Source organism: Martinezella sp. CNPSo 3964, from assembly GCF_057784375.1.
The window spans coordinates 340,402-353,146 of sequence record NZ_JBXSOW010000001.1 but is presented as its reverse complement, the minus strand read 5'-3'; the positions used below and the strand labels follow the sequence as shown (position 1 = coordinate 353,146).

Annotated in this window: 12 protein-coding genes; 6 read left to right on the top strand and 6 right to left on the bottom strand. The window is 61.8% G+C overall.

Annotation, left to right across the window (positions count from 1 at the left end; all coding sequences use genetic code 11):
- Nucleotides 1-120: 120 nt before the first annotated feature.
- Complete coding sequence (locus tag AC13Q5_RS01715; RefSeq protein ID WP_488500705.1) at nucleotides 121-1,029, bottom strand: LysR family transcriptional regulator; 909 nt, start codon at nucleotides 1,027-1,029, stop codon at nucleotides 121-123.
- A gap of 366 nt (nucleotides 1,030-1,395) precedes the next feature.
- Between AC13Q5_RS01715 and AC13Q5_RS01710 the strand changes: the two genes are divergently transcribed.
- From AC13Q5_RS01710 to AC13Q5_RS01685, 6 genes are all read left to right on the top strand, one after another.
- Nucleotides 1,396-3,312, top strand: coding sequence for a cation:proton antiporter domain-containing protein (locus AC13Q5_RS01710; RefSeq protein WP_488500704.1), 1,917 nt, complete (start codon nucleotides 1,396-1,398; stop codon nucleotides 3,310-3,312).
- Nucleotide 3,313: 1 nt separating this feature from the next.
- Nucleotides 3,314-4,702, top strand: a complete 1,389-nt coding sequence (locus AC13Q5_RS01705; protein ID WP_488500703.1) for an MATE family efflux transporter — start codon at nucleotides 3,314-3,316, stop codon at nucleotides 4,700-4,702.
- A gap of 91 nt (nucleotides 4,703-4,793) precedes the next feature.
- Nucleotides 4,794-5,783 (top strand): zinc-dependent alcohol dehydrogenase family protein, encoded by a 990-nt coding sequence (locus AC13Q5_RS01700; protein ID WP_488500702.1) that lies wholly within the window; start codon nucleotides 4,794-4,796, stop codon nucleotides 5,781-5,783.
- 196 nt (nucleotides 5,784-5,979) lie between these two features.
- On the top strand, nucleotides 5,980-6,855 hold the full coding sequence (locus AC13Q5_RS01695) for a S1C family serine protease (RefSeq protein ID WP_488500701.1): 876 nt from the start codon (nucleotides 5,980-5,982) through the stop codon (nucleotides 6,853-6,855).
- Nucleotides 6,852-7,214, top strand: a complete 363-nt coding sequence (locus AC13Q5_RS01690) for a response regulator transcription factor (RefSeq protein ID WP_488500700.1) — start codon at nucleotides 6,852-6,854, stop codon at nucleotides 7,212-7,214. Before AC13Q5_RS01695 ends, AC13Q5_RS01690 begins: the two co-directional genes overlap by 4 nt.
- Before the next feature lie 13 nt (nucleotides 7,215-7,227).
- Nucleotides 7,228-8,208, top strand: coding sequence for a S1C family serine protease (locus AC13Q5_RS01685; protein WP_488501154.1), 981 nt, complete (start codon nucleotides 7,228-7,230; stop codon nucleotides 8,206-8,208).
- A gap of 22 nt (nucleotides 8,209-8,230) precedes the next feature.
- Here AC13Q5_RS01685 and AC13Q5_RS01680 read toward each other — a convergent pair whose 3' ends face one another.
- From AC13Q5_RS01680 to trbL, 5 genes are read right to left on the bottom strand one after another with little or no spacing between them, the layout of a single operon-like run.
- Nucleotides 8,231-8,464, bottom strand: a complete 234-nt coding sequence (locus tag AC13Q5_RS01680; protein WP_488500699.1) for a DUF2274 domain-containing protein — start codon at nucleotides 8,462-8,464, stop codon at nucleotides 8,231-8,233.
- 1 nt (nucleotide 8,465) lies between these two features.
- A complete protein-coding gene (locus AC13Q5_RS01675) occupies nucleotides 8,466-9,680 on the bottom strand; it encodes a TraB/TrbI/VirB10 family type IV secretion system protein (protein WP_488500698.1) in 1,215 nt (404 codons plus the stop codon).
- Nucleotides 9,677-10,705, bottom strand: coding sequence for a P-type conjugative transfer protein TrbG (trbG, locus tag AC13Q5_RS01670; RefSeq protein WP_488500697.1), 1,029 nt, complete (start codon nucleotides 10,703-10,705; stop codon nucleotides 9,677-9,679). Before trbG ends, AC13Q5_RS01675 begins: the two co-directional genes overlap by 4 nt.
- A complete protein-coding gene (trbF, locus tag AC13Q5_RS01665; RefSeq protein WP_488500696.1) occupies nucleotides 10,702-11,385 on the bottom strand; it encodes a conjugal transfer protein TrbF in 684 nt (227 codons plus the stop codon). Before trbF ends, trbG begins: the two co-directional genes overlap by 4 nt.
- A complete protein-coding gene (trbL, locus tag AC13Q5_RS01660) occupies nucleotides 11,385-12,743 on the bottom strand; it encodes a P-type conjugative transfer protein TrbL (protein ID WP_488500695.1) in 1,359 nt (452 codons plus the stop codon). Before trbL ends, trbF begins: the two co-directional genes overlap by 1 nt.
- Between the last annotated feature and the right edge of the window lie 2 nt (nucleotides 12,744-12,745).

Below are 12,745 nucleotides of genomic sequence, written 5' to 3'. Positions count from 1 at the left end.
TCGAAATCCAAGCGTTTGCAAGAGCTGCTTGACCAGACATCACCAGCCGCCGCGATCGGGCGCCTGCGCAAACTCGAATGGGTGACGCTCCGCGCGGTTGCTTCCGCGCCACCATCTGAGTCAGACGTCGATCATGTGCGGAAGTCTAGCCGCCAGGACATCAATTGCGGCACGCAGCCTCATCGGAAGGTGTTTTGTCGATGGCCAGACCAAATAAGTATCGAGCGGGATCGTCGGGAAGCGATCAGCGGGCATGGCTACCAATCGACCTGCGTCAAGATGATCTTTGACAAGCCAGGTCAGAAGTCTTGCGAGGCCCATCCCTTGCACCGCAGCGTCTGCAATTGCTTCCTGACTATTAAATTGCAACCGCCACTTCAGCTCTGCTTCGGTGGTATGGCCAGCCTCGCTACGAAATATCCAGGGCACAGGGTGGTCATTCTGCCAATAGACGAGCGCTTCGTGATCTTTGAGGCTGGAGATCGATGTCGGGGTGCCGTGACGGGCTAGATATGATGGCGCCGCACATATGACGGCTCTTTGGCTGGCGAGCTTTCTGGTGCTGAGGCCATCGCCGTCACCTGGTGTTCTATTTCGGATGGCAAGATCAAATCCATCTCCGATCAGGTCAACCAATCCATCGCTAAACCTGAGATCCAACTCAAGATTGGGATATCGCTCGGCTAGTTCGAGCAAAACCGGCTCAATGCAATGACGGCCGATCATGAGCGGGACGGAGACCTTGAGCTTGCCGCTTACGTCGTGCCTGCCGGACTCTACGGAGGCTTCTCCCGCACGAATCTCTTTCAACGCACGCAAGCAGTGTTCGTAGTAAATTTGACCGTCTTCGGTGAGGTGTTGGCTGCGGGTGGTTCGATGAAAGAGACGAACGCCGAGTCTAGCCTCTAAGCGCGCGATCGTTTTGCCGACCGCGGAGCGCGTAAGGAGCAGGCGGTCCGCCGCCTTGGCGAAACCGCCTGCCTCAACCGCTTCCACGAACACGCTGACCCCATCCAAACTGTCCCGCATCGTGCGGCTTCCTCCGTCAACTCTGGCGCTACATTATGTAGAAAACTTATCCGCAAATAAGCCTGCAATTCTACAGTATCATGAATTAACGGAGGAATAAGCGGAGAAAAGGCGCAGGCAGAGGGGCGGCGTAGCGGGGAAGGCGATTTGCCGATGCTGCACGTGTCCACGGGGTGCCGTCTTGTGATTTGCGGCGCGGGGCTGGCGGCGCAAAGTCTCGCCAGGCCTTCGAGTCGACGGTACGACGACAAGTTCTTCCGAAATCTCCAGCTCACTGCAGCGCTGTGACCCACCGGCTGTCGCGAGACCGCGTCGAGACGCTGGCTCGCGGCAACGAAAACATGCGTGATCGCACGGGATGAACTGATGTCCGAATTTTTGTTACTTGCCTTTCTTTTCCTAACCGCCGGCATTGTGCTGGTGCCGATCGCGACGCGGTTGGGCCTCGGTTCGGTCCTTGGTTACCTGAGCGCGGGCATCGTCCTCAGCCCGATTTTGGCGCTGCTCAAGGTCGATGTGCACGCGATTCAGCAGTTCGCTGAGTTCGGCGTGGTGATGATGCTGTTCCTTGTCGGACTGGAGCTGGAGCCGAAGCTGCTCTGGGCGATGCGTCATCGCCTCATCGGTATGGGCGGATTGCAGGTGGCAGGCACGGCCACGGTCATCATGGGCGGCGCGCTGTTGCTCGGTCTCGACTGGCGCGTCGCGATGGCGGTGGGCCTGATCCTGGCAATGTCGTCGACCGCCATTGTCTTGCAGACGCTGAACGAGAAAGGCCTGATGAAAGGCGATGGCGGACACGCAAGCTTCTCGGTCCTGCTTTTCCAGGATATCTCCGTTATTCCGATCCTCGCGCTCGTGCCCCTGTTGGCGTTGCCGGATCTTGTGGCGCATGGTGCATTAAATCCCAGTGATGCCGGCCACGGCCCGGCGTTCTCGATCGTCGCAGGATTGAGTGGCTGGCAGACGGCATTGGTCACGCTGGCGGCGGTCGGCGCCGTGATCGCGGCGGGCATGTTTCTGGCCCGACCCATATTCCGCTTTGTCGCCAAGGCCCGTTTGCGCGAGATTTTCGTGGCTACGGCGTTGAAGTTCGTGATCGGCATCGCGCTTCTGATGATGATGGTCGGTCTTTCGCCCGCGCTCGGCACGTTCCTGGCGGGCGTGGTTCTGGCCAACAGCGAATATCGACACGAATTGCAAAGCGACATCGATCCTTTTCGCGGTTTGCTTCTCGGCCTCTTCTTCATGACCGTCGGGGCGAGCATCGACTTTCGGCTACTCGTCACGGAAGCGCTGCCGATCATTGGGCTGACGCTTGCCGTGATGGCGATCAAGACAGCGGTTCTTCTGCTGTTGGCACGCCTATTCCGCGTGCGAGCCGGACAGGGTTGGCTCTTCGGGCTGGGTCTGGCACAGGCGGGGGAATTCGGGTTCGTGCTGATCTCGTTCGCGTTGGCACATTATGTCCTACCGCCTGACATCGCCCCGCGCCTAACGCTGATCATCACGCTGTCGATGATGCTGACGCCGGCGCTCTTCATTCTCTATGACAAGGTGATCGGCCCTCGCTTCAACCGCCAGGAAACTCACGAAGCCGATGCGATCACGGAGCCCGCCCGCATAATCATTGCGGGCAATGGCCGCTTTGGCGGGACCGTGAACCGGATGCTCCTTATCGCGGGTCACGAAACGGTTGTGCTGGATCACTCCGCGGCCCAACTGGAAACGCTCCGCTCCTTCGGCATCCAGGGATTTTACGGAGACGCGACGCGTCCCGACCTTCTGCACGCCGCTGGTATCGAGAAGGCCGCCCTTCTGGTCGTGGCGATCGACGACATGGAGCAGGCCACCGCCATGGTGCGCTACGTCCGCCACGCGTACCCCAATGTGCATGTCATCGCCCGCGCCCGGAACCGACGTCATGTGTACGAGCTCTACGCTGCTGGTTGTCGGGACATCATCCGGGAGGTCTTCGACAGCTCCGTTCGCGCCGGACGATCTGCCTATGAAGCCCTTGGCATGTCCCGCCCCGATGCTGAACGGCTCGCCGAGTCATTTGTAGCAGATGATCGCCGCAATATCGCCGAACTAGCCGCCCTGTTCGACCCCGATGTGCCGGAACATGAAAACGAGGCCTACCGCACGCGCGCTCGCGAATTGATCGACCGCCAGGTGGCATCGCTGAGAAGCCGGACTGGGATATTACAAGAGCCACCTGCGGCGGAGAGGACCTCGCTCGATCTTCGCGGTGAGCCGGACGCTATCGAGAGCGAGGGTTAGTATGTCCGACCAGAACGGAGTGTTCTTGTCGGGCAGCTTGATGCGCCATGTCTCGGTCATGTCGTTCACGGCAAGCATCGGTCTTATGGCCATGTTCGCGGTCGACTTCGCAGACATGGTCTTCATCTCGATGATCGGGAACAACGCCTTGGCGGCCGCTGTCGGCTATGCAGGGACGATCCTTTTTTTCGTAAACTCCATCAACATAGGCTTGTCGATCGCCGCAGGCTCGCTGACGGCGCGAGCGGCAGGCAGTGGAAATGCCGTGGCTGCCCGCAATCAGGCAACGACGGTTGCCATACTCGCAGCCATCGTCGGTCTGATCGTGCCCTTGCTGATGTGGCCATTGCTTCCGACGGTCCTCGACATGCTGGGTGCGAAAGGTGAGGTTGCGAGCCTGGCCGAGGGCTTTCTCAAGATCGTTCTGCCGAGCATGGCCGTCACCGCTCTCGCGATGACGAGCATGGCTGTGCTACGCGCCTATGGCGATGCGCGGCGATCGATGCTGGCCACCTTGATTGGCGGCGTGGTCAATGCGGGTCTCGCTCCCTTGTTGATTTTCGGATTTGGACTTGGGCTCGATGGCGCGGCGATCGCCACGGTGCTTTCCTACATCGTCATGTTGGTAATGGCGCTTCAGCCGGCGATCAGGGTCCACAACGCCTTTGCGGGCCCTTCGGTTGAAGCGTTGAAGGCAAATCTCGGCCAGGCGGCCACCATAGCGCTTCCGGCCGTCGCAGCCAATATTGCAACGCCGATCGGAACGGCGATCGTCACCCGCGCGGTCGCTCGGTTCGGAACGGAAGCGGTCGCGGGCACGGCCGTCATTGGGCGTCTCACGCCGCTGGCCTTCGCTGTGATATTTGCCCTCTCTGGAGCGATCGGCCCAATCATAGGTCAGAATGCTGGAGCAGGGCGCAGCGACCGGGTGCGCTCGGCCTTCAAAGCGGCAATCCTGTTTACCGCCGCGTATGTGGTGCTGGCCTCCGCGATCCTCTTCATCGTTCGCGACGGTGCGGTGGCGCTGTTTTCGGCGAAGGGCGAAGCGCGCACGCTGATCTTGTTGTTCTGTGGCCCGCTCGCGCTGATGTCCTTCTTTAACGGCGTGATTTTCGTCGCCAATGCCAGCTTCAACAATCTCGGCCATCCGCTCTATTCGACGTCCATCAATTGGGGGCGTCATACCCTCGGCACCTGGCCCTTCGTGATCGTGGGCGCGGGTTGGTGGGGCGCGTCGGGCGCGTTGATCGGTCAGGCTGCGGGCGGCGTATTTTTTGCCGGCATCGCATGGCTACTGGCACAACGAGTCATGCAGGACCCACGGCCCGCCCTGGCCGACCCCTTCGTCCGTCATAGCCGCTGGCAAGTCCTCTTTGGGCGTTCAAAATGACATCAAGTCGTCCTTCGCCCGCTGAGTGGCATCGGCGAGGATGCTCGTCTGAGTTGACGTCAAAAATTTCGTAAAAAATCGAGGAAACTTAATGTCGAAAACGATCAGAATTCATCGCACCGGCGGTCCGGACGTCTTACAGTATGAAGATACGGGCTTGCTTTTACCTGGTGAGGGCGAAGTCGTACTCAAGATCAGGGCCATCGGCCTTAACCGCGCAGACTTGATGTTCAGAGCGGGAGAGTATTTGGGACAGCCGCATTTCCCCGCTCAATTTGGATATGAGGCGGCTGGCGAAATCGAGCAGATCGGCAAAGACGTCAAAAATTTTTCGGTAGGCGACCGGGTTGCAGTCGTGCCGTCTTTCCCGATTGATGCATACGGCCTCTATGGAGAGACGTCTCTCGCACCAGCTTCCGCGCTTGTCAAAATCCCCATAGGAATGGGATGGACGGATGCTGCCGCCATCTGGATGGCATATGGCACTGCCTGGGGCGGACTAATCCATGTAGGGCAGCTTAAGAAGGGGGAAGCCGTGTTGGTTCCCGCTGCGACAAGTAGCGTTGGCCTTGCGGCGATTCAGATTGCAAATGCGATCGGGGGCCAACCTATCGCGCTCACCCGAAGTTCGAATAAGTCAGACGCCTTGAGAAGCGCGGGTGCGCGATCCATCATTGTAACTGATGAACAGGATATCGAAGCCGAAATCATGAAGCTGACAGGTGGTCGCGGTGCCGATCTCGCTTTCGATCCGGTCGGAGGAAAATCCTTTCCAAAGATAATAGCTTCGATGAAGCCTCGAGGTCAGGTCGTCGTGTACGGACAGTTGAGCTCTGAGGTTACTCCTCTGCCGATATTCGGCGTTTTAGCCCGCGACTTGACGATCCGCAGTTTCGGAATATCGGGCGCTATGCAAGATAACGCAGTTTTCGAGGCAATGACGACCTTTGTCCTCGCGGGGCTGGCAAACAAGGAGCTCAAGCCGATCATAGCCAAGACTTACAATTTTGACGAGATCGTGGAGGCGCATCGCCATCTGGAATCCAACTCACATATCGGAAAAATTGTTGCTTTGACGTGACGTGCCAATACTGAGATGGAGATATAGAGTTAGCTTCAGGTCTGTGTTTTTGGTGCGTGTTCGTAGATTTCTATTGTTCACGATCTTAAGTGAAGCGCGAAAAGCCATCCGCAAGGGAGCACAATTCGCCTACCTAACCGGGCAGTGGCGATCTGCTGCGTAGAGGCACACATTTAGACTCTACAGGAGATCGCTCATGACCGAACCCAATATCCTCGCCCAATTGTCTGCCACGATCGTTGAGACCGCCGCATTGGTGGCGCCGAGCATTGTTGAAATTGCCTCGAACCGTTCGCTCGCCAGCGGCTTTGTCTGGCGCGACGGGCTCATTATCACTGCCGATGAAACGCTGTCCGACGAAGGGCAGATCCTGGTCGAGTTCGCGGACGGCTCGCAGAAGCCCGCCAGTGTTGTGGGGCGAGATCCCTCGACCGACATAACGCTCCTTCGTGTCGAAGGAGCCAGCGCGCCGGCGGTTGTGCTCAGCCAAGAGGTGCCCCGTCCGGGCGCGCTCGTCGTGGTCGCCGCGGCGGCCGAAAGTGCGCCGCTGGTTTCCTTCGGCAGCGCGATCGCGGTCGGGCCGGCCTGGCGATCGATGCGCGGCGGGAAGATCGACGCCCGCATCGAACTTGATGTGAGATTACGCCATCGCGCAGAGGGCGGATTGGCGATCACCGCTGATGGGAATGTCTTTGGCATGGCGGTGCGCGGCCCTCGCGGTCGAACGCTCGTTATTCCCTCCGCAACTATAAACGCTGCGGCCGCTCTTCTGCTCGAACATGGCGTGGTTCCGCGCGGCTATCTCGGACTTGGCCTGCAACAGGTGGTCGTTACCGGAGGCGGCCAGGGCGCTATGGTCATGAGTGTCGATCCAGATGGACCCGGCGCCATCGGTGGCGTCCTGCAAGGAGACATCATCGTTCGCTGGAACGGCGAGGCCGCGCCTTCCGTCAACGCCCTCGTTCGGTCGCTCGATCATCATTCCATCGGCCGCTCGGTCGCTTTGGGGATCAGCCGGGCGGGCGTCGATGTCGAGGTGGCTGCCACTATCGCGAGTCGACCCCGCGGATGATGGACACGGACCCTGTAACGATCGCGGTGCGCATAGACGATCCTGCGCTGGCGGAGCGATTGAGCGAGTTGCTGAGCTCCGTCGATTGGGTGCGTTTGGTGTCCGCAGACGAGGCTTCCGAGTTGGTGCTCTCCGCAGCGCGGGCCAACACGGATGCAGGCGCGGGCCTGACGTCTCGCGAGCGGGAAGTTGTGGCTCTCCTCGCTGAAGGCCTCTCGAACAAGGAGATCGCTCGCAGGCTCGGCATCTCAGTCGATACGGCGAAGTTTCATGTCGGCCGCGTCATCGACAAGCTCGATGCGACAGGCCGTACCGATGCGGTGGCGCACGCTGCTCGGCGCGGCGTCATTCATCTGTGAAAGCGTTCTGACCATGCTCGATACACTTGCAGCCGACTGCCGTTCCGATGGCGAATTACCCGATGACGATCCGATAGATGCCTACTCGCGGGCTGTCGTGCACGTCGCAGAAACCGTTGGCCCTGCCGTGGTGCGAGTCGAAAATCGACGTGGCGCGGGAGGCGGGAGCGGTTCAGGATTTGTCATCGCACATGACGGGCTCCTGCTGACGAACGCTCACGTTGTCGCCGGCGCCAAGGAGTTGCGACTGACGCTTTCCGATGGCGAAACCACAGGCGCCATCGTGCTTGGCGAGGACGTCGACACTGACATCGCTTTGCTGCGCGCCGAAATTCCTCGCGGCACGGCGGTCGCAACTTTGGGGGACTCCCGAACTCTCAAGCGCGGCCAGTTGGTCGTCGCGATCGGAAACCCGTTCGGCTTCGATTCGACCGTCACGGCGGGAGTTGTCTCTGCTTTGGGGCGGTCGCTCCGCGGTCACGAAGGTCGTCTGATCGAGGATGTGATACAGACCGATGCGGCTTTGAATCCGGGCAACTCGGGCGGGCCGTTGGTCACCAGCCAAGGCGAGGTGATCGGCGTGAACACGGCCATTATTGGTGGCGCTCAAGGCCTTTGCTTCGCGGTCTCGAGCAACACGGCCCAGTTCGTATTGGGTGAATTGATCATCCATGGACGTGTGCGGCGTGCTCATCTGGGAATCGCCGCGCAAACCATCGACCTACCGAGGAGACTCGAGCTCGCGGTTGGCGTGGGGCCACGCGCTATTCGGATCAGCGAAGTCGAGCCGGGTGGTCCCGCGTCGCGAGCTGGCCTCAGATCGGGCGATATCATACTCAGCCTCGAAGGCGTCTCCATAACCGGGACGGATCATCTGGTTCGGCTGCTGGATGGGGACCGCGTTGGAAAACGTGTTTCGCTCAGTGTAATTCGCAATGGGCGACTCGACCGGATCGATGTCGTTCCGATTGAGCGGGCCAAGCGCACGCGCTGACCCGTATCGCCATGGGCGGTTCCTATTCCGCCGGCTTCGGCTGCTCTCGCCGAGACTTTGCGAAACCGCGATCTGTAGCGATGAAGCGCTCCAACATGGGGACGATCAAACGGACCGGATCGGCGGCTGGCTGGCCAGCCTCGCGGCCGAGGATCTCGGCATAAACGGTAAGGTCGCGATGCAGGCTGGCGGGAAGTTCCAACGTGACCCTGACGGGTTTGTCGTTTGCGATCGCGCTGAGTTTCAGTTTGCCCATGTCAGCCTCCATAGGGTTCGAGGACAAGATCGTGCGTGACGATCACACGGACCGGGAAGCCGGGACGGATGGTGAGCGTCGGCGCAATATTGAGCTGCCGACTGACGATCTGCTGGCCGGTCTGGCTGATGCTGTTCGATGCACCCATGCGAATAGCTTGGGCCAGGTTGTTCTCACTGTCGCTCGTTCCAGCCTCGGCGCCGACGCTAAGAATGGTCGACAGGACGGCGGCCTTGAACAACTCGCCCCAGTGGTAGTCGACACCATCCTCGAGGCCAGCGTAACCCTCCGCATCCGCACCTGGCTGGCGTTCCAGTACGATCGAACGACCATTGGGGAAGATCAAACGGTTCCAGACCAACAGGATGCGACGCTGACCGAAGCCCACACCATTGTCATACTGACCGATCACACGCGTACCCTGCGGGATGAGCAGGATGTGACCTGTCGGGCTGTCGTAGATATTTTCGCTGACCTGCGCGGTGATCTGGCCCGGCAGGTCAGACCGAATGCCGGTAATCAACGCAGCCGAGATCACGGCTCCAGCCTGAAGAATGTTTGGGGAAGCCGGAGCCGCGACGCGATCGGCTGCCACCGTGCGCCGATCAACAGGTGCGTTCAGGAAGGCTTGCTGGCGTTCCTGGGCCGTCGGGGTCGCAGGTTGCGGCGCGAGGCCTAGACTCGTCAGATCCGGCGCCGCCGCGTTCGGTGTTGTCGCCTCGGCAACCGACATGGTCGTGCGCGCTTCCGACGTCGAGAACAGACGGCTGGTGCGCGCGGTCTCTATTTCCTGAAGGCGGCGCTGCTCCTCGGCGCTGAGACCGGGTTGCGGTTGAACCACGCCCGGCACCGGGACCGGCTGCCCCCGGTTCTGCGCGCTGAGGATCGGTCGGCCGAGATCGCCCGGCAGCGGCGGGCCGAGTTGCGGCACGCCCGTATAGTCGTGAGGCAAGCCTTGCAGGCCATCGGCGGTGGAACGGTTGTCCGTCGAGTAAAGCTCCTCGGGCGGCCGCCCGCTATTGCGGGTCTGAAGCGCATAGACGAGCGCGCCGCCAATCCCGAGACTCGCGACCAGGCCGAGACCCGCCAGAACCTTGCGCGACAGTCGCGTGACACGCGGCGCATCCGCGCGCAGCCGCATCGGCGTGGCCTGCTCCGGCGTCGACCCGGTGAGCGGCGCACCGGCTTCCTCATCCTCATTCCGGTCTTCGCTCACGACGCGGGCCTCCCGTCGGTGCGGGTGATGCGAACGCGCTTCTGATTGTCGCCCGAACCGAAGCGCAGCTCGGCCGCGGCGAAGAGCCGGTCGACGATCATGTAGTTGTTGCGGACCCTGTAGTTGACGAGTTCGGAGGTGTTGCCCTCGGCGCCGACGACGAACAGCGGCGGCATCTCGCCCTGGGCGATGCCTCGCGGGAATTCGATAAAAACCTGCCGGCCATCATCGTAGGCTCGTAGCGGACGCCAGGGCGCGCGGTCGCCGGTGACCTCGTATCGGAAGTTGATCCGCGCGAGATCGACCCCGGTCGCCACCGGCTGGGTCGCTTGCGCTTCGGCATTCTGGCGGCGCAGCGCGATGAGCTGGTCCTGCGGATATTGCCAGGAGACCGATGCCATATAGGTGCGCTCGGTCGAGCGCAGCTCCATGTGGTACGTGCGCAGGTTGGTGTTGATGACCAGGTTGGTCATCAGGTCCGGGCGCGTGGGCTTTACCAGGATATGGACCTGCAGCGTCGCGCCGGCACCGCTCTGGGTGTCGCCGATGATCCAGCGTACCGTGTCACCGGCCGCCACCGGACCAGAGCCGACGAGCTGCTCGCCGGGCTGCAGCGCGATGTCGGTGATCTGACCGACCGCCGTATAGACCTGATAGAGCGCGCCCTGCGTGAAGGGATAGACCTGCATCGAATTGATGAAGCCGTTACGAACCGGCTGCATGCGCGCCGCCGCGTTCGCCTGATTGACGCGCGCCGTGGGATCCGCCGGTTCCGGCGTCGAGCGCGAAGGTTCGACGCGCTGCAATTGTCCGGGCAGCGGCAGCGGTTTCGGCAGCTCGACTACCTGGACCGGCGCTGGCGGGTCGACGGACTGCACGGCGGCCGGCGCATCGTCGTAGCTGATTTCGGGCGGCTTTTGCGTCGTCGCGCAGCCGCCGAGCGCAGTGGCGGAAAGGAGGAAAGCCGCGAATGTGTGGTTGCGGAAAGCCGGTTCGCCGGCTTTACGGAAAATCGGCAGGTTCATTGTCCCAGCTCCCGTGACCAAGAAATTGCGTTGACGTAGATCCCGAGCGGATTGGCGCGCAGCCGGTCGGCATTGCTCGGAATCTGGACAACGATGGTGAGGATCGCCGTCCATCGGGCTGTTTCGGCGAGTTGGCCGTTCTCGTAGCGATGCTCGGTCCAGGCGACGCGGAAGCTGTCCGGTGATGCGCGGATCACGCTCGACACGTCGATGGCGACCTGCTGGCGGCCGACTTTGGTGAAGGGATCGTTGGCGCGCGCGTAGTCGTTGAGCGCGGCTGCGCCGCGATCGGTCGTGAAGTCGTAGGCGCGCAACCAGTTCTGGCGGACGATGATGGGGTCGGCCGGGATCGATCGGACCTCCTCGATGAAACGCGCGAGGTGGAAAGCGATCTGCGGATCGGTGGGCTGATAATCGGCGGTCGCTGGCGCGATCGCCTGAGCCTGGCCGAGCCTGTCCGTCTGGACCACCCACGGCACGACGGTCCCATGCGCCGATTGCCAGATCAGCGCGGCAGCGAAGCCCGCAGAAAGGAAAAGAGAGCCGAACGCCATGTAGCGCCAGTTGCGCGCCTGGACGCGGGCCGAGCCGATGCGGTCGTCCCAGACCTGCGCGGCGCGCTGATACGGCGTTTCGGGTTCAGGGGCTTTTCCGTAGTGCGTAGAGGGGCGTCGAAACATCAGCGGTCGCCTTCCGAGAGATTGATGGAGGAGCCGCCGCCATGGCTGTCGCCGCTACGAACGGCATGGGCCGTCGTCGATACCGCGTGGCTCATCTGTTGAGAGCGCTTCATCTGGCGCGCCCAGGCCGGCGGCTGGTCGCCGCCGCTCGCTGCCGGGGGCGCCGGCTCCGCGGCAGCGTCGCCTACGGTGCCCATGGTCGAGGAGCCGCCTGTCGCCTCGAAGGCCGCACGCGCACCGCCAGCAAAACTTGATCGGATGCTTTCGGCCGAACGCTCGGCGGCACGCCGAAGCGGCGAGGTGGCGGCAGAGCCTGCAGCCCGGGCAACGCCCCCGAGGCCGCCCATCACGCCGGAGGCGCCGGACTGGCCCGCAGCGCCGAGGCTGTATGAGGTCGACGCGCCACCGGCGAGAGCAGCCCCGCCGCGAGCTGCGGCAGCCGCTCCGCTTGCCAATGCGGCACCGCCGGAGGCAACGGCGCCGACAGCAGCTGCGCCCGCAGCGACCATGCCGCCGGCAGCGAGGCTCGTGCCAACCGCCGCACCTGCCCCGAGTTGAGGGCCGCCCGAGATCAGGCCGTTGGCGATTCCAGGTCCGAACATACCGAGACCGAGGAGCGACAACGCGGCCAGCACGATGGCCATGGCGTCATCGATCGTCGGCGTGGCACCACCAAAGCCGGCAGTGAATTCGGAAAACAGCGTCGAGCCGATGCCGATGATGACGGCCAGCACAAGCACCTTGATGCCCGAGGAAATGACGTTGCCGAGCACACGTTCTGCCATGAAGGCCGATTTGCCGAAGAGGCCGAACGGGATCAGCACGAAGCCGGCCAGCGTCGTCAGCTTGAACTCGATGAGGGTGACGAAGAGTTGGACGGCGAGAATGAAGAAGGCGAGCAGCACCAACGCCCATGCGAGCAACATCACGGCGATCTGGATGAAGTTCTCGAAGAAGGACCAATAGCCCATCAAGCCGGAGATCGAGTCCAGCAGTGGTCGGCCGGCGTCGAGGCCGGTCTGAGCCACTTTCCCTGGACGCAGCAGATCGGCCGTGGTGAAGCTCGTACCGCTTGCCTTCAGGCCGAGGCCGGCGAAGCTCTCAAAGACGATGCGGGCGAGATTGTTCCAGTTGCCGATGATGTAGGCGAAGATACCGACGAACAGCGTCTTCTTCACCAGCCGCGCGATGATATCGTCATCCGCGCCCCACGACCAAAACAGCGCGGCCAGCGTGACGTCGATGACGATCAGTGTCGTTGCAATGAAGGCCACTTCACCGCGGAGCAAACCGAAGCCGCCGTCAATGTAGCGCGTGAAGACCTCGAGAAAATGGTCGATGACACCAGTGTTGCCCATGG

Excerpts from the sequence above, each read along its gene's own strand:
- AC13Q5_RS01700 (WP_488500702.1), top strand. The coding sequence starts at position 4,794 with ATGTCGAAAACGATCAGAATTCATCGCACCGGCGGTCCGGACGTCTTA.
- AC13Q5_RS01685 (WP_488501154.1), top strand. The coding sequence starts at position 7,228 with ATGCTCGATACACTTGCAGCCGACTGCCGTTCCGATGGCGAATTACCC.
- AC13Q5_RS01680 (WP_488500699.1), bottom strand. The coding sequence starts at position 8,464 with ATGGGCAAACTGAAACTCAGCGCGATCGCAAACGACAAACCCGTCAGG.
- trbF (WP_488500696.1), bottom strand. The coding sequence starts at position 11,385 with ATGTTTCGACGCCCCTCTACGCACTACGGAAAAGCCCCTGAACCCGAA.
- AC13Q5_RS01710 (WP_488500704.1), top strand. The coding sequence starts at position 1,396 with ATGTCCGAATTTTTGTTACTTGCCTTTCTTTTCCTAACCGCCGGCATT.
- trbG (WP_488500697.1), bottom strand. The coding sequence starts at position 10,705 with ATGAACCTGCCGATTTTCCGTAAAGCCGGCGAACCGGCTTTCCGCAAC.
- AC13Q5_RS01695 (WP_488500701.1), top strand. The coding sequence starts at position 5,980 with ATGACCGAACCCAATATCCTCGCCCAATTGTCTGCCACGATCGTTGAG.
- trbL (WP_488500695.1), bottom strand. The coding sequence starts at position 12,743 with ATGGGCAACACTGGTGTCATCGACCATTTTCTCGAGGTCTTCACGCGC.
- AC13Q5_RS01705 (WP_488500703.1), top strand. The coding sequence starts at position 3,314 with ATGTCCGACCAGAACGGAGTGTTCTTGTCGGGCAGCTTGATGCGCCAT.
- AC13Q5_RS01715 (WP_488500705.1), bottom strand. The coding sequence starts at position 1,029 with ATGCGGGACAGTTTGGATGGGGTCAGCGTGTTCGTGGAAGCGGTTGAG.
- AC13Q5_RS01690 (WP_488500700.1), top strand. The coding sequence starts at position 6,852 with ATGATGGACACGGACCCTGTAACGATCGCGGTGCGCATAGACGATCCT.